This is a genomic window from Parasedimentitalea nitratireducens (genome assembly GCF_057444295.1).
Window position 1 is genome coordinate 16,086 of record NZ_JBYAXC010000004.1, and the last position, 17,872, is coordinate 33,957.

Consider the following 17,872-nt stretch of genomic DNA (forward strand, 5'->3'; position numbering starts at 1 on the left):
GTTAGTTAAGAACTTGGACTCAGCTGTAATTGAGACTGTTTTCGCCTCCCAACCGCTGCTGTTTATGGTCGGGAGCACAGCGTCGGTGTTCGATTGGGGGAGGCTCAGCGGTTCAAGGTCGAATGCACCATTTGGCACACACATGTCAAAGACCGAAATGTTCTTCATAGCGGCTGTTGAGGATCGCTAAGTGGACACGTCCCAGCAAAGTTCACAAACACCATTTTCGCGACCGTGGCGCTAAATGCGCATCTTTCCCGATAGGCGGAGACTGATCATTAACGGCAGTTTGCATGAGCTGCGGGTATGCGTTGGTAGCAGAATCTGTAAAGCCGTGGACCACGCATGGTTGGCTGAGATGAAACGGCCAAGTGTGAATTTTGACTGCTACATTTCACTAAAGAATTGCCACCCACCTAAGGAAAAACTCACCGCAACAGAATTTGGAACGAGCGGGCCACTACAGCCCACCCGGATGCTTTGATTACTCGGCGGGTGCCGTAACTGCGGCGCTGTGTTTATCTCGCAGCCCGTCTCGATAAAGGGCTTTGGCAAGTGACACGCACATCAGGCCCATAACCATAGTGAAGGGCAGTGCACCGATGATCATCGCACTTTTTAACGCCTCCATCGGATCTGATCCGCCATTTGTTTTACCAGCGATCAGCAAAGTACCAATCACCAGCGTCAGGATCACGCCCCAAACAATACGGTGCTTGTGGCCTGTTTCCTGTTCGCCGCCGGACATAATGGTGTTCATAACCAAAATTCCTGAGTCTGCTGATGTTACCAGGAAGGTCAGGATAAGAACCACGCACATCACGGTAATCGCCGACAAGAAGCCACCTGACAGCATCTCGCTGAGGGTAACAAACAGCTTTGCTGTGTTCGACGCGCCGATGATCGCACCATCTGCGCCACCGCTCAATTCAAGGTCGATCGCGGTCCCACCCAATATTGCCATCCAGGCAAAACAGACCAGGGTTGGTGCAAAAACACAGCCAACAATGAATTCCCGCACTGACCGGCCTTTGGAAATTCGTGCAAGGAACAGGCCGACGAAGGGGGAGAACGCGATCCACCAAGCCCAATAGAACGTGGTCCAACCGGCCTGCCAGCCAAACTGACGTCCAGCGTTGCCTGCTTCGTAGACAGCTGCCAGTGTTGCCTCGGGCAGTTCTGCGGCGGCACCTTCAAGTCCCGATTTGAACCCGTCAAAGGATCCCCAGGCGTTGGTTGCACCCGCCATCAGATCACCAGAAAGGGGTTTGGCTGCTTCAGGTAGGGCCGCAGCAAAGGCATCCGCAGATTGTGGCCCATATGCGCCAAAGCTGAGCGAGACAAAGTGCAGGATGTAATCGACCAGTGCGGTTGCATAGGTGGTCATTGCGAACAGGAATGAGCCAAAAATCACAAAGGTCAGCAGCAAGATGATCGAAAGGACCAGGTTCAGGTTCGAAAGGTATTTCACCCCGCGGCCAACCCCGGACACTGCCGAGATGATCGACAGACCCATGATGACAACCAGCCCTGAGACCAGTCCTACAGTGCCCGGTGCCGGAGCATCTCCAGACATGTCCATCATCCACTCCATACCTGTGATTGCATAGAGCCCGTCAATGAACTGGCTGACACCAAATCCGATGGTCACTGATACGCCCAGAATCGTCGCAACGACACCCAGCACATCAACAATGTGACCAAACAAGCCGTTCACATATTTGCCGAACAGTGGCGTCAGCGCCGACCGGATCGTCAATGGCATGTCCCGTGTGTAGGCGTAGTAGGCCAGTGACAAGCCGGTCACCACGTAGATAGCCCAAGCATGGATGCCGTAGTGCAAGAAGGTGTAGCGGTAGCCCGATTGCAGCGCCTCTTCGGTATTGCCCGCAACTTCGCCAGCCACAACCACAGGGTTCGATCCCCAAAGGCCCATTGGTTCAGCGGTGGCAAAGACCATAAGCCCAACACCCAACCCGGCACCAAACATCATTGAGAACCATGAAAAATTAGAGAATTCAGGCGCTTCTCCTGCTCGGCCCATAATCCGTTTCCCAGTTTGTGGCAGGGCCGCGACGATAAACAGAAAGAAGGCAAATGCACCGACAATCACGATATAGAAGGCGTTGAAATCACCTAAAATACGCCAGTTCAGGCTGCCCAAGGCACTGTTGGCGTTGGCGGGCCACACAAGGGCCCAAATAACCAGCAAAGCCATGCTGATCTTACTGATGAGCGCAATCGGCAGACTGTATCCTTCATAGAATCCAGACCCCGCCTTCTTGATCTCCAGCTCCGTAAATGGAGGCTTGATTGACATTGGAACTCTCCCTTCCACTGTTGGCTCATTCGAGCATTTGGAACAGGCCTTATTCTGACCTGCCCAATTTGCCTGCCTCCCCCGGCAGGCATTCCCTTAACCGAGCAGTTGCTCGATCCGGGCAAGGGTTGCGGAGTTGACCGCAACGCCCTGTGTCTGCGCCAAAGCGCGTTTTTCACTGCGCCCGTCCCCTGGTAGATGGGCGCCTTCTTGCTCGTGCACCGCGTTAGCCAGATCCGTGATCCGTGAGGTGAACAGGCCGCCTGATGTTGCTTCCGGATCTATGGCCAAGAAGAACTGCCCTGTCTTTGGAGAGCCGCCTGCAGTTCCGGAAAATGGAGACGCATGGATGCCTAAAGAGGCACCGCTGAGAGCGGCTGCCATCATCTCGACCAGCAATGCGACTCCGACGCCCTTGTATCCACCCGAGGGAGCCATCGAACCTTTGAGCCCGACGTTCGGATCTGTTGTTGGGTTACCGTCGCTATCCAATGCCCAACCAACGGGTATGGGTTTTCCTTCGCGCGCATGTTTCATCACCTCACTCTTGGCGATGGTGCTGGCACTCTGGTCGATCAATATCGTCGGTTTTCCATCAATTCCCGGCGCGGCAATCGAAAATGGGTTGGTCCCAACGACGGGTTTGTATCCTCCCGATGGCGCAATCGAGGCTGGAGCATTTGTAAACCCAAGCCCAACCAGCCCCGCAGCAGCCAGCCGGTTGGTGTGGTATCCCAGAACACCGCAGTTATAGGAGTTGTGGATCGACAGTGCCGCTACGCCTTGCTCACGTGCCAGCGGAACTAATTTTTCAAACCCTTTGTCGATGGCAGAGTGGGCAAAACCCGTTGCCGCATCCACGGTGATTATTCCTGGGCGGGGATTTTCCAGTTTGGGAACAGCCTGGCCATCAACTTTCCCGCACTGCACATGCTCGGCATAGATCGGGATATAGGCCAGGCCGTGACTAGCCACGCCATCAGCTTCTGTAGCTGCAGTCGCAACCGCGAGCGGCCGCGCATTTTCGGGGGAGGTGCCTGCAGCAACAAGCGCGGCAAAGGATAACTCTTCGATTTCTGCAAGGCTGAGGGTTCGGGTATTAATCATACGTCCTCCAAATCAGTCATTATCGGATTGCCCTGCACCCGCCCCAAACCGACGTGATGCTTCGGTTGCGGGGGCGTAGGTCAGCGCGGCAAGTGAATTGAGTTTGTCTAAGACCAAGCTGTCGGAGTGGGCACGGACAGCCTTACGACCTGATTGGGGTGGCGACGGTGCCAAGGTGATTTCGACGTGTTCAACCTGTTCAGCATAAACGTTGCTGCCTGTTGAAACCGTGAGATCAGCGTAGTTCCCATTTGTCGTGACGGTTACGCCAGCCCAGTGCATTTGCAGATTGGAATTGGTCTTGCGCGCCGCTGCGGCGACGAAGGGAAGCACCAACAGTGGATGAGACAGATTGCGGATTTTGGCCCCATCCGTGCCGACCTGAGTTGCGCACTCTGACAGTGCAGCTCCAGTTCGCACCGGGCAAAGACTGCCGGTTGCTGCGTGCCATTCTCCATCTAGTGATTGTGGGCCGCCAGTGACGAGAGGTGCTGTCAGCAGGTTAGCCAACACGCGACAACCATCCAAACCTTGCGCGCAAAGCCAACGGGTTGCCTTGGCTGCCTCTTCGGCAAGACCCCAGTCCAGCCCAGCTCCTCGAGCAGAACGTTTGCTTAGGGCTTCAACCTCGTTCAAAGAGTAGCTCATGGAGTGTCCTCCACGTTGGGGTAAACCCAGAGGTCAGCATTCTCTTTGGTCAGATCCTGTGGGTAGGGCGCGCCCTGGAACATGCAAATGCGCACCCAGCGATCAGAGCGCGGATCAAAATGGGTGGCGCCAAAAAATGACAGTTTGGCGCGCAGCATGTCGATCGGCAGAATGCCTTCACCGATCGTGTTGTCCTGAATCTCGCTATAGGGCGCATTGGCACTGATTTGGCTGCGCCTGACAGTGTGGCGGTGTTCAGGGTGATGCAGCAAGAATTCTGAAACCGTCTTGTCGTGTTCCCATTCTCTTAGCGTGTCAAAGGCCCGTGCCGCATCACGTGCTGGCGCCAGGGGTTGTTCATAGGCGCTGATTGGTTCCTCAAATCGGGATCCGATACGGGGTTCCAGTTTTTCGGCAGAAACATACCAAGCCCGTTCACAGTTTTCAGGCGCAGACCAATCCAGGCTCAGAGCCCAGCCAAAACTGCTTTGGATCAACTCCGTTAAGGAACCGACTGTCATGTCGCCGTCGATCAGAAATGCATCTGAATTGTCATCCGACAACCCCCTCGACAGCTCATCCACAAGGTAACCATAGGGTTCCATGATGACCGAGTTCAAAAGCTCCTGGCCTTCTTCGCTTAGTGTGTCTTCGGACCAGCGAACCAGCTGATCCCAGAGGTAATCAGTTGAGAGGTCTAGCGTCGAAAGATGGCTGAACAAGGCGTCCAGATCGTTGCGGAGGGTATTGAGTTTTTCGACTTGGACAGGGTGTTCAGAGTGCCACTGGGCGACGGACTGAGAGCTCCGCTCCAGTATTTCCTTGAACTGATTGATCTCAACCTCTGCCGCGGTCTCGACTTTTCGGACACGCAACAAAGCCTCTTCGCGCACCATGATCCAGTTGTTGAACAGCACGGGATGGTTGACGATAAACGGTGCCATCCCAAGCCCGGTTGAATTGCCGATACCAAGCTTTCTCGCGATCTCGGGGTCTAGCTGAACTGCTGATTTACCCCCCTTTAGCTGAGCCGCATGTTCAACCAAATCGCGAACAAACGCGCGGGTCAGAAACACCGAAAGCATCTCCGCTTGGAAGGGCACAGAGAATTCGGGCCTGTCCGCAATCAGCTCGCGATCCGCTGCTCCAAATTTGCCAGACCCGTAGACTGCGGTTGTGCGCATCAGGTATCCGACTTTGGCGAGTTGATCGGCCTCGGGTTGCCGACCGCTGGCTAGCGCATCAACCACATGCTCCCACAGGCGCACTGATCGATTGGCACGCGACAGCGACAACTCGCTTTCGCTTATACGTCCGGCTTCTTGCAGGGGAACATTCTTTGACAATCGTGAAATGTCGTCAGCGGTTGGAACGCCGTCAAACAATGTGAACGTCGCATCCCAAGCCTCGGCGATAACCCGGTCTGACCGTAGTTCCGATGGCAAATCATGAGCAAAGGCTACCAGAGAGTAAGTGTGTTCTGGACCTTTTGCACAATAGACAGCGTGGCCTGTCCCATCAGCTGCGATGTCGAATACGGGGCAGGTGAATTCCCAAGCCTCCTCGGCCAAGCGCCGGGTCAGGATCCGCATAAAGCTGAGGCGGCACTGGTGAAGAGACCCTAAGCGCTTTAGTCGCATGACCTGGCTTGGGTCCCGACGGGTAAGGGGCTTAGAGGTCCGGCCAGCCATCACGTTACACCTGTGGGGTGAAGTTTGTGGCAAAGAACCGATGCCAGTTGTCACCAAGGATCCCAGAGATTTCAGCGCCGGACATTCCGACGTTGCGCAATCCGTTCTCTAGATTCCCGAAATCTCGGTTGTCTCGAAACCATCCAGGCATGTCCGGGAAACCTGGCTTGTCTGCCGAGCCTTCGCCATAGTCAATGTCTTTGGTCCATCGCCCAACCCGCATCCACTCTACAACAGAATCCGGTTGATCCTGACACAAGTCGCTGCCAATACCCAAATGATCGATACCAAAATTGTCAGCACAACGGGCGATCATTTCGCAAAAATCCTGCAACGAACAGGCCGACTTATTCTTCAGATGATGGGGATAGAGAGAAAAGCCAAACATGCCGCCGTTCTCGGTCACGGCTCTGATCACGTCTTTTTTCTTGTTTCGCAGCGCTGGCGCCCAATCATACGGGTTGGCGTGAGTGATGGCGATTGGGCGCCCGGATAGATCGGCCGCCTGTATGGTCGACCGATCGGCGGAATGGCTCATGTCGATAACAAGGCCGACCCGGTTCATCTCTTTGATGACCTGCCGACCCATACGGGTAACGCCTGTGTCTTCGCTCTCGTAGCACCCTGACGCCAGCAGCGACTGGTTGTTGTAGGTGAGCTGCATAAAGCGAGCACCAAGGCTGTGCAGGATTTCTATCAACCCAATGTCGTCTTCTATTGGGCTGGGGTTCTGAAAGCCAAAGAAAATCGCGGTGCGGTTGGTTTCGCGTGCCTTATCGACATCGCTGGCCCATTGCCCCTTCATGATCAGGTCAGGGTGCTGCTCGAACCAGCGGTTCCACTTCTCAAAGTTCAGCACCGTTTCCCGAAAGTTCTCGTGGTAGGCGACGGTAACATGTACCGCGTCCACGCCGCCCTCGCGCAGTTGCCGAAAGATCTTTTCCGACCAGTTGGCGTATTGCAGCCCGTCGATCCGCATCAGCTTGGTGACCCCGCGCTGATATAGGCCGTTTTGACGGTGGTGTAGAATTCAGCCGCTGATTTTCCCTGCTCGCGAGGACCGTAGGAACTGTCACCGCGTCCACCAAAGGGCACGTGGTAATCGGTGCCTGCGGTTGGCAGGTTCACGGTCACAACACCTGTGCGCGCGTTGCGGCGGAAATGCGTGGCTCGGGCCAGATTTTGGGTCACGATGCCTGAGGTCAGGCCAAAACGGGTGCCGTTGACGACACTCAGAGCTTCTTCATAGCTGTCCACTTTGATAACCGAGGTCAGCGGGGCAAACATCTCCTCACGGTTGATACGCATGTTGTTGGTGGTGTTCAGAAATACGCCCGGCGACATGTAAAACCCATCGTGCGGCATGTCCAAACGGGTACCACCGCAAGCCAGTTCAGCGCCCTCGGATTGCCCCAGATCAACATAAGCCAGATTTTCATTGAGCTGCTGCTGACTCACAACGGGCCCAAGTTGTGTTCCTTCTTCCAGCGCGTGACCCACCTTCATCGATTTGGTGCCAGCGATCAGTTTCTCGACGAAACTGTCGTGCACGGCGTGGTGGACCACAAGCCGGGAGGAAGCTGTGCATTTCTGACCAGTGCCGCCAAACGCGCCGCCCAGGGCGAGCGAGACAGCCAGATCCAGATCTGCGTCATCCATCACCGCCAAGGCGTTTTTGGATCCCATCTCCATCTGTACCTTGGTCAGGTTCTGGATCGCTGCGGTGGCAATGCCTTTGCCCACTGGGACCGAACCGGTAAAGGAAATTGCGTTTACCTTGGGGCTTTCGACCAGCTGTTGACCAATCGAGCGCCCAGAGCCCATCACAAGGCTGAACAAGCCCTTGGGAATGTCTTGTTTTGCGATGATTTCTGCCAACGCCACGGCCGAGGCCGGGGTGATATTGGCAGGTTTCCAAACCACTGCGTTGCCATAGCAGAGCGCCGGAGCAATTTTCCACGAAGCGGTGGCGGTTGGAAAGTTCCATGGGGAGATGATGGCAACAACCCCCACCGCTTCTCGGCGCACGTCGATTTCGACCCCTGCGCGCACCGAATCTGCATTTTCGCCAAGCTGGCGCAGGCACTCAGCTGCGTAATAAGTGAAAAACTGTCCGGCGCGATAAACTTCACCTTTGCCTTCGGCGAGGGGTTTGCCTTCTTCACGACTAAGCAAGGTCCCTAGTTCTTCGGCCCGCGCCATCAGCTCGTTGCCGATATTCATCAACACCGATTGCTTGCGTTCAATACCATAAGCCGCCCATTCGGCCTGCGCGACCTGCGCCTGATCCAAAGTGTCTTCCAACTGCTGGATGCTTGCCTGGGCAAACATACCGATCAAATCGCTCAGATCAGAAGGATTGCGATTTTCAACTTCGCTCTCTCCGGCAGTCCAGTTTCCAGCGATCAGGTTCAGTTTGGTCTCGGACATCAGTTTTCCTACATTTTGACTTGGGAAAAGCATGGACGTGTCGGATGATATCAGTCAAATTTAATTAACTTAATCAAATTTCAGGAATTTTGAAGTTATGGCGATCAAGATTGAAATGTTACGCTGTTTCAGTGCAGTAGCCGAGGCCGGGAACCTGTCAGATGCCGCAATCCGGTTAGGGAGAACCCAGCCAGCAATCTCGATGATGCTTAAACAGCTGGAAGAACATCTGAATCAGCGGTTGTTTGTGAGTGACAGAAAGAGCCAACTGACGCCTGTCGGGCATCAGATTTTTGAACTGGCCCGCACCGAACTACGCCAATTTGATGACACCATCAAAGCCATTCAGACGGCAGCGGTCTCACCTCAGGGGCTGGTTCGTGTGGCGTCGGTTCCGTCGGTTGCAGGGCTGGTCTTCCCGTCTATGGTCCAAAAATTTCAAAGTGTCTGCCCCGGTACACGAATTGAGTTGCGCGACACTGATTCACAGCAAGTCATTGATGCGCTGAGCCGGGGTAAAGCAGATATCGGTATTGCCTCTAATGACCACACCCTGAATGGAATTCAGCAGACTAAACTGTTTTCGGATCGTTTCGGCCTCGTCTGTTCTCCCCGGCACCGGCTTGCACTTGCGAAAGGGCCAGTCGAGTTGGCAGATGTGGTTACTGGTCAGTTCATCAGGAATGATCTGTGCTTATCGATTAAGTCTGCGACTTTTCAAAAGCTGACGTCTCACACAGATCTATCCGCGCGAAATACCCTGTCACTTATCGCGATGGTTCGTTCTGACAATTGGGTGACTATACTGCCCAAGGCCGTGTTGCATATTGCCCCTTCGGATCTTGTGTTCAGAGAGATCTCTGATCTGACCGCTTGGCGTGAGGTGAACTTGTTGTTGCGAGAAAAATCACCATTTCAGGAGTATGCTGAAAAGCTGAAGAACGTCATTCTTTCCGTAAACTGGGAAATGACAATGAACTCAGTTTGACAATCTGGGTAATGCAAACTGGATGCGTGCGCACCGTTTGTATTTCCTGCGCATGCCTTTACCCAAAGTAGTTCAGTCGGCCGTAATTTATGACAAACTTTTCGGGCTAGGGGCCCCTAATTGCATCTCCGGAATTCCGCTTTCCTAGTCATAAGGTAGCCCTTTTCAATAGGGGAGGCTCAACGCCGGATCAGGGAGACGGATATCATCAGTATGCGAGCTTGGGTCTATAGGTTTTTGCTCAACAACGGTTCTGCTTAGTAGCGAAACACTTGTTTGTTCGATCAATTTAAAGCCGGATGAGGGGCGCAAACGCTGCAGCTAGAAAAGTGACGGGCCGGGTTCTATGTGGACCGCTGTAAAAAAACTTACGTTAACTTCAAAAGAAAACGCAGCCGGGCTTGACCTCCATTTTTCTTTGAAATAGGACGTGCCTCAGTTGAGCGGGCGTTGTGTAGTGGTAAGACCTTAGCCTTCCAAGCTAATGACGCGGGTTCGATTCCCGCCGCCCGCTCCAACTATCTCCCAAAATTTCCGCTGAGTATAGATGGTGTTAGCTGTTGCTGTTTGATCGGCGAGGTCACCCCAACCCTTGCTGCAGTTTGTCTTTTTTGAGCTGAGTAGGAAGGGGAAGCGGCGAATTCTATCCCTCTAACTAAGGAGGCAATGTCGGCTATCCGGATCATGCTGCAGCTCGCTGCAGGTGCGACCTGGGTGCTCTCGCGCGTTAGCAATGCGCAGGAAGTTGGCTTTGCCCAATCATACTGGCGCTGCCAGAACAACAGGCCGCAGGCGACCCGCTGCGGACCTTCAGGTGCTGCGCTGCTTACGGCTGGTCAGAGCACTTGCCCTACCCGAGTTCACGTAACGACACTTGGCAGGGAGTTTATTGTTAACTTCGTGAATGTTGGTCCCATAAAAGATGACAGTGGGCGTGCGCAGTCCGTAATAACGCCACTAATTGCTCATAGGTAACCGTAGACCATTAACCCAAACATTGGAGAAAACAACGCGAGCATTCCAAGGGCTGGCCATCCAAACTTGGAATTCCGTTGCAGGCTTGCAGGATGGCTTTGGTTCAACTTGTTGACATGGGCCACGGCCGGCAGCCAAGCGAGCATAGACGCCATGGACAACAGAAACAGCCAATCAGGCGCCTCAGGTGTGTTGTTGTAGAAATAGTCGATCGTTTCTCCCAGCAAGAGAATAACAGCAAGTGGTATTCCTGCGTAGCTAAACCAATCATTTCCACCTGGTTTGCTGGCCATTCGTGGAAATAGGCTGAAATTGGTTAAGGACATAAAGAATGTGCGCCAGCCTGGTGAAATATCCTCTGAGCCAACCTGTTTAACCCAGCGCCAGTTCATGTAGGTCCAGAACAAAGGGTAAATTCCTAGTGTTATTGTGGCCATGACAGAAAATTTTGTAATTGAAACCGGATAGTAGATTTGCTCGGCCAGAGTGGCATCTTGACGCTGAGCTAATTTGAGCGCGACGATCAGCGACAAAAAGAATGCCCCAAAATACCAGAGAAGAATTGTCGTCTCGAGATCCTCATCCTCAGGGAGCCAAGTATCGACGGGATTGGCTTGGATACTGTTGTCAATGTTCAGCGATACGCCGACCAGGTTTCTGGCTTCCCGTATGGCAGCCATCGTTTCGCTGAAATCTTCAGCAGCAATTTCATTTGACCGGGTCTCGTAAGTGACAGCCATCGTGTAAATATTGTTGGTAAAATCGTCGGTCCGAGAAAACTTGAATGCAGGCTTACTGATGAGTTCAAATTCGTTGTCTATGGCCCAAGTGTCATCCAGTATATACTTCAGTGTTTGCCTGGTGCGTATCGGATGCGGAAATTTGTAAGGCTCTTTACGGGTTGCACCGATAAATGTTGGGATGTCCTGCAGCGCATCATCGGCTTGAGTATAGAAGAACTCAGTGTCAGGGGCATCCCCACTCTGCCAGGCATCTGGAATGCGATACTTAACCGTGAAAGCAACTTCACTGGTAACCTCATCTACTTCCAGCTTGAGTTTCCCCAATTGTTCGAGTTGAGGGAACGAATTCTGAAAATACTCCAAGAAGGATTTTTGAACAGCGGCCGCCCCATCACGAGAATGCCATGCCAGCATCCGATCGGCCTGACCCATACGGTATTTTGAAACACTGGTCAGCAATACGGCATCCGGCTCGCTGACAACATCGTAAGTGTCAGTGATATCCTTCCAAAATTCGGGCATTGGTACAGGTGCATCAATCAAACCAGGTCCGTGTTCGGCAACGACAACGCCCTTGCCGAAATCACCCTGTTGCAGATGGTCGAGATCGCCAAGCTGTACGCCACGCGTCGGATCAAGAATGTAGGTCCGTCCGTTCAGTGATGCGGAGACTACGATATGGTCAAAAGCACCGTGAGAGGGAATTACGGCATCAATCGCATCGGTGTTTTCTATATTGACAAGAAACGGGACCGCTTTGATGTCTAATTCAGCGAGAAGGGCAATCAAGAGAAGCGTCATGTCCTTGCAATCGCCAAATCGGTTGCGCAGCACCTCGTCGGGTTGGCGTGGAATGTACCCACCCTCGCCAAGTTCGATTCCAAGATAGCGAATTTCGCGCTGTACAAATGCTAATGCTGAGCGCAGTTGCGCCGCCGGATCTTTATGCTCCAACCGGATGTCAGAGGCGATTTTCTGGAGCTCTACCGAGTTCAGATTGGTAACGTCATAGAAAGGTGCAAAATAAGTGCCAACCGCCTGCCAGCTGTCGAAGGTGCTGAACAGCGTTGTAGGAAAAGAAAAATGTGATGGCGGAGTGTCGGATTCAGCCGACACAGACGCAACATTTTTTTGATCCCAGGCATATTCCGTCATTTGGCCAATTTGTGAAATACTGGGCGGCTCCGGTTCACCCAGTGTTTTGACGTGGATCTCATTTTCACTCGGAAACAGCACGCGTTGAAAATGATGTTGGACGGGAACTCCAAAACTATGTTGAAGGCCGCGCACATAGTGGGGCCCGATTGCTGGGTTCTTACCGCTCACCGTAAAGGAATAGTCTAGGATATCGCCCACTCTCACATCTGGAATCAGATAGGATAACTGCAGCGTCCCATTGTAAATGAGCTTTTCCCGGTCGGTCTCGATACGAAAGATGTCAAACCTAGAAGGATCAAGGATATCAGCTTCTACGCCGTCCCGAACGCGAAGCAGGCGGTGGAAGGTTACCGTTTGATAGTCAGGGTCAAAATCGACCGATATGGTCGAACTCCGTTCAACACCGTTAGGGGTCAATAGTTGATCGGCATAATGAGCGTATTTTTCCGCTTCTGTGTCACTGTACCTGGACTGCCTATCGACGAGTAGGTAATTTATATCTCTGTCACCACCCAACTCAAAATCTTGCGTCGGACGGTCGATCAATCTAACCCAATCCGCGCTTGGTCCAATGGCGAGATATTCGTTGATTTCCTGTGCCGTTGCCGACGACAAAAAAGTAATAGCGACGCTGAACGCCGCAATAATAAAATTGCGCAAATTCATTCCTCAAAAAGTGCTTGATCGCATCAATGCCAGATTCCCAATCACCAATCAATTCTCATATTCAGCGATCTCTTGATGGGAACTAGAGCTTCAATTGCAAGCACATAGCTTCCCGCCAGGCCGACGGCCGCGAACGTCAGTTCATTGTCCAAGCCGCTTCGCCTGCACTTTATCCCTACATAGATTACTTGGTTTCCGACCAAGAAAGCGATAATTTGTGTGCTATCATCTCGGGTTTTCACGGGCTGTTGGGGCTAGTCCAACAGCACAGGACCGCTGCGGCACATCAATAAATGCCCCGCAGCCCTGATCTGTCATGCCGAACGCAATGTGGCTTCCTGTACAATGCTGTGATGTAGAGCTTCTGAGATATTGCCAGCTGAAATGATCTGCCCATACTTGCGCACAACCTGGTCAATCCCGGCATCCAGATCATCCAAACTGCGACGCTCACCGCTTGTCCTTACCTGTTAAGACCTTTCATTGGCGGTTTGGTTCTCAATGCTTGGGACAACGAGCAGCACGGTAAACATTGCGCATCAATTGCATGCAAGCAATGAAATCTGGGGACCTGGCCGGAAGCCAGATGGTCAATTTATGTGGCACTTCGTGGGCTTGCTACTCGCCTCAATGTGGCAGGGGAAGCTAAAAATACAGACCTTTCATTCCGGCCAGTTTGAATGTGGGTCTACCATTAATTAATAGACAACAGCTTGCGCCGGCTTGTGGTTTTAAGCCGCGCAACGCCGTTTAGCAGGCGAAGTTTCCAGGCACGGAAGCCGGGCGCGGCACTTGGCCGCTTGACCTGCATCAATTGCAGGGTCATGAACCAATGCCATATGCAAGGCACGGCCAGCATGCCGACAAGATTGACTAAAGGATCCCAAATGGCGCGATCGCAAACCGCACCCAATGCCCAAGAAGAGCGGGAAGGTTCCAAGAAAATTGGCGTTCTGAGCGCCCTGTGGCCCTTCATGAAGCCGTATCGGCTGCTGATGACCCTGGCGACCTGTGCCCTGGTGCTAACCGCCAGCCTGTCGCTGACGCTGCCATTGGCTGTGCGCCGGGTGGTCGACAACTTCCGCCTTTCCGACACCGAGGTTCTGAACCAGTATTTCCTGGCGGCTTTGGCTATCGCTGCCTTACTGGCGGTGGGCACCGGGCTGCGCTATGCGCTGGTGACCCGACTGGGGGAACGCGTAGTGGCTGATATCCGCATGGCGGTGTTTGACCGCGTCATCGGCATGAGCCCCGAATTCTTTGAAAAGATCATGACTGGCGAAGTGCTCAGCCGGATCACCACCGACACCACGCTCATTCAGTCCGTTCTGGGCTCGTCGGTGTCGATTGCCTTGCGCAATATGCTCTTGTTCATGGGCGGTATGGTGTTGATGTTGCTGACCTCGGCCAAACTGACCGGTTTGGTGCTGTTGATCGTACCCGCGGTAATTGTGCCCATTCTGGTTTTGGGTCGTCGCCTGCGGGTGATCAGCCGTGAAAATCAGGACTGGATCGCCGCCTCGTCGGGCAATGCCGGCGAGGCTCTGACAGCTGTGCAAACTGTGCAGTCCTTCACTCATGAAACCGCCAGCCGTACCCAGTTTGCCGAGATGACCGAGACTGCGTATCAGGTGTCACAGCGCCGGATCAAAACCCGCGCTTATCTGACCGTGATCGTGATCTTCCTGGTGTTTTCCGGCGTTGTTGGCGTGCTTTGGATGGGCGCAAATGATGTCCGCGCCGGGCTGATGAGTGAAGGCACCTTGATCCAGTTTGTAATCTACGCGGTCTTGGTTGCAGGCTCGGTTGCCGCCCTGTCAGAAATCTGGAGCGAGCTGCAGCGCGCAGCGGGGGCGACGGACCGGTTGATCGAGCTGTTGAATGCCAAGGACAATGTCAAAGACCCAGCCACCCCCAAACCGCTTTCACATCCGGTACGCGGCGAGATCATTTTTGACGATGTGTCGTTCCACTATCCCTCACGCCCCGAAACCTCGGCACTGCAGGATGTCTCGCTTACCGTGAAGCCCGGTGAAACCGTGGCCTTTGTTGGCCCGTCAGGGGCTGGCAAAACCACCATCATTCAGATGATCCAGCGGTTCTATGATCCCATCCAAGGCGCAGTTAAACTAGACGGCATTGCCCTGCCAGATCTGCAGCGGGACGACTTCCGCAAAGCGATGTCGATGGTGCCCCAAGACCCAGTGATTTTTGCTGCATCCGCCAGTGACAATATCCGCTTTGGCCGACCAGACGCGACCGATGCCGAGGTCGAAGCCGCCGCCAAGGCCGCTGCGGCACATGACTTCATCACCGCACTGCCCGATGGCTATGACAGCTTTGTTGGCGAACGCGGCGTGATGTTGTCGGGTGGGCAGAAACAGCGCATCGCCATCGCCCGTGCCATTTTGCGGGACGCGCCGGTTCTGCTGCTGGACGAGGCCACCTCGGCACTGGATGCCGAAAGCGAACGTTTGGTGCAGGCCGCGGTTGAGAACCTGTGCCAGGGACGGACCACATTGATCGTGGCACACCGTCTGGCCACGGTGAAAAAGGCCGACCGGATTGTCGTGCTGGAAGAGGGCAGGGTTGCTGCCACGGGCACTCATGATCAACTGGTTGCCGAAGGTGGCCTTTATGCCCGTCTGGCCCGGTTGCAGTTTACCGAAGGTCTGGCGGCTGAATAGCCCAACGGACATGTGAAATTACCCAAGGCCCCGGAGTGATCCGGGGCTTTTTTGTTGACTGCTGGCAAATTGCGCAGCGTCACATCCCAGCTTCCTTTAGGTGAACTTCGCCCTATGCTTGCGCCTTTGTGCGTTTCCCCCCATCTTAGGCGCATAACGGACAGGCCCGCATAGACGGGCGCAGGGGAGGGACAACATGGCATTTGCCGGGTTTGAGGATCGCAACGCGATAGAAAGTGAAATGCCATTTACTGATCGGAACATGCCGGTCTCGTTATATGGCCTGTTGTCACGGACTGCTGGGAAGTACCCCAACAACAAGGCCGTCAGCTATCAAATCACCTCTGGCCCGACTGACAAAGCCGAAACGCTGACCTGGAGCCAGGTCAAGGACAAGGCAACCCAAGCCGCAAACCTGTTCCGCTCGCTGGGAGTCGGCGAGAAAGACGTGGTCGCCTATGTGCTGCCCAACTGTCACGAGACCATCCACACCCTGTTGGGCGGCGCGGTGGCCGGCATCGTCAACCCGATCAACCCACTGCTGGAGCCGGAACAGATCGCGTCGATCCTGCGCGAAACCAAGGCCAAGGTGGTGGTCACACTCAGACCCTTCCCAAAAACCGAAGTGGCACAAAAGGTGGCCGAGGCCGTGCGCCATGCGCCGGGCGTCAACACCGTGCTTGAGGTCGACCTGAACCGCTATCTGACCCCGCCCAAGTCCTGGATCGTACCGCTGATCCGGCCCAAGATGGACGACCGCGAACGCGCAGCCCATGCGGATTACAAGAACTTCAACAAGGAACTAGCCAAACAGCCCACCTCGCTCAGCTTTGCCGACAGCACCGAGGACCGGGTGGCCTGTTACTTCCACACCGGCGGCACCACTGGCATGCCCAAGGTGGCACAGCACAAGTATTCCGGCATGATGTACAACGGCTGGCTTGGCAACAAGCTGCTGTTTAACGAAAGCGACAACATCATGTGTCCGCTGCCGTTGTTCCACGTCTTTGCCTGCCACGTCATCCTGATGCCCACCATTGCCTCGGGCGCGCATGTTGTCTTCCCCACACCGCAAGGCTACCGCGGCGAGGGCGTGTTCGACAATTTCTGGAAACTGGTCGAGCGCTGGAAAATCACCTTTATCATAACCGTTCCCACCGCCATTTCGGCCAAGATGCAACGTCCAGTCGATGCGGATGTCTCCACTGTTAAAACTGCCTTTTCCGGTTCGGCCCCCTTACCGGTTGAGCTGTTTCACCGGTTTGAGAAGGCAACAGGCATTGGCATCGTCGAAGGTTACGGCCTGACCGAAGCCACCTGTCTGGTGTCGTGTAACCCGCCAGAAGGCGAGAAGAAAATCGGCTCGATTGGTATTCCGTTCCCCTATACGGATGTCAAAATTGTCAAAGGTACAGCGGATGGCCCCGTTGAGTCGGCAAAGGACGAGATTGGCGAAATCTGTGTGTCCAATCCCGGTGTATTCGCAGGCAACACCTATACCGAAGCCGCCAAGAACGCAGATCTGTACTACTTCGACAAATACCTGCGCACCGGCGATCTGGGGCGTATCGACGAAGATGGCTATCTGTGGATCACCGGCCGCGCCAAAGACCTGATTATCCGGGGTGGTCACAATATCGACCCCGCCGAGATCGAAGAGGCGCTGCTGGGCCATGAGGCGGTGGCCTTTGCCGGTGCCATCGGCCAGCCAGATGCCCACGCAGGCGAGCTGCCCTGTGCCTTTGTTGAATTGGTCGCAGGGGCCTCTGTCACGCCCGAAGAGCTGATGGAGTATTGCCAAAAACACGTGCATGAACGCGCCGCAATCCCCAAGCACATGACCATATTGGATGAGCTGCCCAAAACCGCCGTGGGCAAGGTGTTCAAACCGGATCTGCGCCGCAACGCCATCACCCGTGTCTACAACGAGGCCCTGTTGAAGGCCGGGCTGCCAACGCGGGTTGAAAGCGTTATCGACGATAAGAAACGTGGTCTGGTGGCCCAGGTCGCGGCCAACGGTGCTGATGACACCAAGATCGCATCGGTACTGGGCAGCTTCACCCGTCCGTGGGAGCATCTGCCTGCGGAATAGGCCAATCTACAGGGGTGTTGCGCACCCAGCGTACGCCCCTGTAACGCGAAATTCGCATTTGTATGGCAAAAACCCGTCATTCGCGAATACCGCCGGGCCTATCAACCCCGGCACTTGGAACAGGGTCCCATCATCACCGGGGCGCGCAGAGACAACGTTTAGCACGCGGGGTTTGATCCCCGTCCGTATCCGCTTGGCGGTACCGCCATTCTTAACTCTGACCAGACGACATATTATCTACACTGATCATCAACAACGATGACAACCGACAGGCAGCGGCCTTGTCGGTGTGAACCCACGTGCTTTGCCATGTGGGGATTTCTTTGCTTGGGGTTTGGGGCGGTTTTGATCTAGGCTCAGTCAAACT

General features: G+C 54.3%; 11 protein-coding genes and 1 tRNA gene. 4 read left to right on the top strand and 8 right to left on the bottom strand.

The annotated features are described in order from the left end of the window. Window positions 1-484: 484 nt before the first annotated feature. The 6 genes from AC2T28_RS13645 to AC2T28_RS13670 form a co-directional block, all read right to left on the bottom strand. On the bottom strand, window positions 485-2,320 hold the full coding sequence (locus tag AC2T28_RS13645; protein WP_486748925.1) for a BCCT family transporter: 1,836 nt from the start codon (window positions 2,318-2,320) through the stop codon (window positions 485-487). Window positions 2,321-2,416: 96 nt separating this feature from the next. Next, on the bottom strand, window positions 2,417-3,427 hold the full coding sequence (locus AC2T28_RS13650) for an Ldh family oxidoreductase (protein ID WP_486748924.1): 1,011 nt from the start codon (window positions 3,425-3,427) through the stop codon (window positions 2,417-2,419). Window positions 3,428-3,439: 12 nt separating this feature from the next. After that, window positions 3,440-4,075, bottom strand: coding sequence for a DUF3726 domain-containing protein (locus tag AC2T28_RS13655; RefSeq protein ID WP_486748923.1), 636 nt, complete (start codon window positions 4,073-4,075; stop codon window positions 3,440-3,442). Then, window positions 4,072-5,766: a hypothetical protein gene (locus AC2T28_RS13660; protein WP_486748922.1), complete on the bottom strand. Its 1,695-nt coding sequence runs from the start codon at window positions 5,764-5,766 to the stop codon at window positions 4,072-4,074. The genes AC2T28_RS13655 and AC2T28_RS13660 overlap by 4 nt, the downstream gene beginning before the upstream one ends. Before the next feature lie 4 nt (window positions 5,767-5,770). Then, window positions 5,771-6,745 carry a membrane dipeptidase gene (locus AC2T28_RS13665; protein WP_486748921.1) on the bottom strand — a complete coding sequence of 325 codons (975 nt, stop codon included), beginning with the start codon at window positions 6,743-6,745 and terminating at the stop codon, window positions 5,771-5,773. Continuing rightward, window positions 6,745-8,196, bottom strand: a complete 1,452-nt coding sequence (locus AC2T28_RS13670; RefSeq protein ID WP_486748920.1) for an aldehyde dehydrogenase family protein — start codon at window positions 8,194-8,196, stop codon at window positions 6,745-6,747. The genes AC2T28_RS13665 and AC2T28_RS13670 overlap by 1 nt, the downstream gene beginning before the upstream one ends. A 97-nt stretch (window positions 8,197-8,293) precedes the next feature. On the opposite strand from AC2T28_RS13670, the gene AC2T28_RS13675 reads away from it, so the two are divergent. Further along, window positions 8,294-9,184, top strand: coding sequence for a LysR family transcriptional regulator (locus tag AC2T28_RS13675; RefSeq protein ID WP_486748919.1), 891 nt, complete (start codon window positions 8,294-8,296; stop codon window positions 9,182-9,184). A gap of 443 nt (window positions 9,185-9,627) precedes the next feature. Then, a tRNA-Gly gene (locus AC2T28_RS13680) sits at window positions 9,628-9,701 on the top strand. A gap of 448 nt (window positions 9,702-10,149) precedes the next feature. Here the strand turns inward: AC2T28_RS13680 and AC2T28_RS13685 are convergent. Next, complete coding sequence (locus AC2T28_RS13685) at window positions 10,150-12,720, bottom strand: DUF3857 domain-containing protein (protein WP_486748918.1); 2,571 nt, start codon at window positions 12,718-12,720, stop codon at window positions 10,150-10,152. Between the two features lie 320 nt (window positions 12,721-13,040). Further along, entirely contained in the window at window positions 13,041-13,166 is a 126-nt protein-coding gene (locus AC2T28_RS13690; protein WP_486748917.1) for a hypothetical protein, read from the bottom strand. Between the two features lie 447 nt (window positions 13,167-13,613). On the opposite strand from AC2T28_RS13690, the gene AC2T28_RS13695 reads away from it, so the two are divergent. Both AC2T28_RS13695 and AC2T28_RS13700 read left to right on the top strand, forming a co-directional pair. Beyond that, window positions 13,614-15,413, top strand: coding sequence for an ABC transporter transmembrane domain-containing protein (locus tag AC2T28_RS13695; RefSeq protein ID WP_486748916.1), 1,800 nt, complete (start codon window positions 13,614-13,616; stop codon window positions 15,411-15,413). 196 nt (window positions 15,414-15,609) lie between these two features. Next, window positions 15,610-17,505, top strand: a complete 1,896-nt coding sequence (locus tag AC2T28_RS13700; protein WP_486748915.1) for an acyl-CoA synthetase — start codon at window positions 15,610-15,612, stop codon at window positions 17,503-17,505. Window positions 17,506-17,872 lie beyond the last annotated feature (367 nt).

What these genes read in the sequence shown, in the direction of transcription:
- AC2T28_RS13645 (WP_486748925.1), bottom strand. Translation starts at nt 2,320, where the DNA reads ATGTCAATCAAGCCTCCATTTACGGAGCTGGAGATCAAGAAGGCGGGG.
- AC2T28_RS13650 (WP_486748924.1), bottom strand. Translation starts at nt 3,427, where the DNA reads ATGATTAATACCCGAACCCTCAGCCTTGCAGAAATCGAAGAGTTATCC.
- AC2T28_RS13655 (WP_486748923.1), bottom strand. Translation starts at nt 4,075, where the DNA reads ATGAGCTACTCTTTGAACGAGGTTGAAGCCCTAAGCAAACGTTCTGCT.
- AC2T28_RS13660 (WP_486748922.1), bottom strand. Translation starts at nt 5,766, where the DNA reads ATGGCTGGCCGGACCTCTAAGCCCCTTACCCGTCGGGACCCAAGCCAG.
- AC2T28_RS13665 (WP_486748921.1), bottom strand. Translation starts at nt 6,745, where the DNA reads ATGCGGATCGACGGGCTGCAATACGCCAACTGGTCGGAAAAGATCTTT.
- AC2T28_RS13670 (WP_486748920.1), bottom strand. Translation starts at nt 8,196, where the DNA reads ATGTCCGAGACCAAACTGAACCTGATCGCTGGAAACTGGACTGCCGGA.
- AC2T28_RS13675 (WP_486748919.1), top strand. Translation starts at nt 8,294, where the DNA reads ATGGCGATCAAGATTGAAATGTTACGCTGTTTCAGTGCAGTAGCCGAG.
- AC2T28_RS13695 (WP_486748916.1), top strand. Translation starts at nt 13,614, where the DNA reads ATGGCGCGATCGCAAACCGCACCCAATGCCCAAGAAGAGCGGGAAGGT.
- AC2T28_RS13700 (WP_486748915.1), top strand. Translation starts at nt 15,610, where the DNA reads ATGGCATTTGCCGGGTTTGAGGATCGCAACGCGATAGAAAGTGAAATG.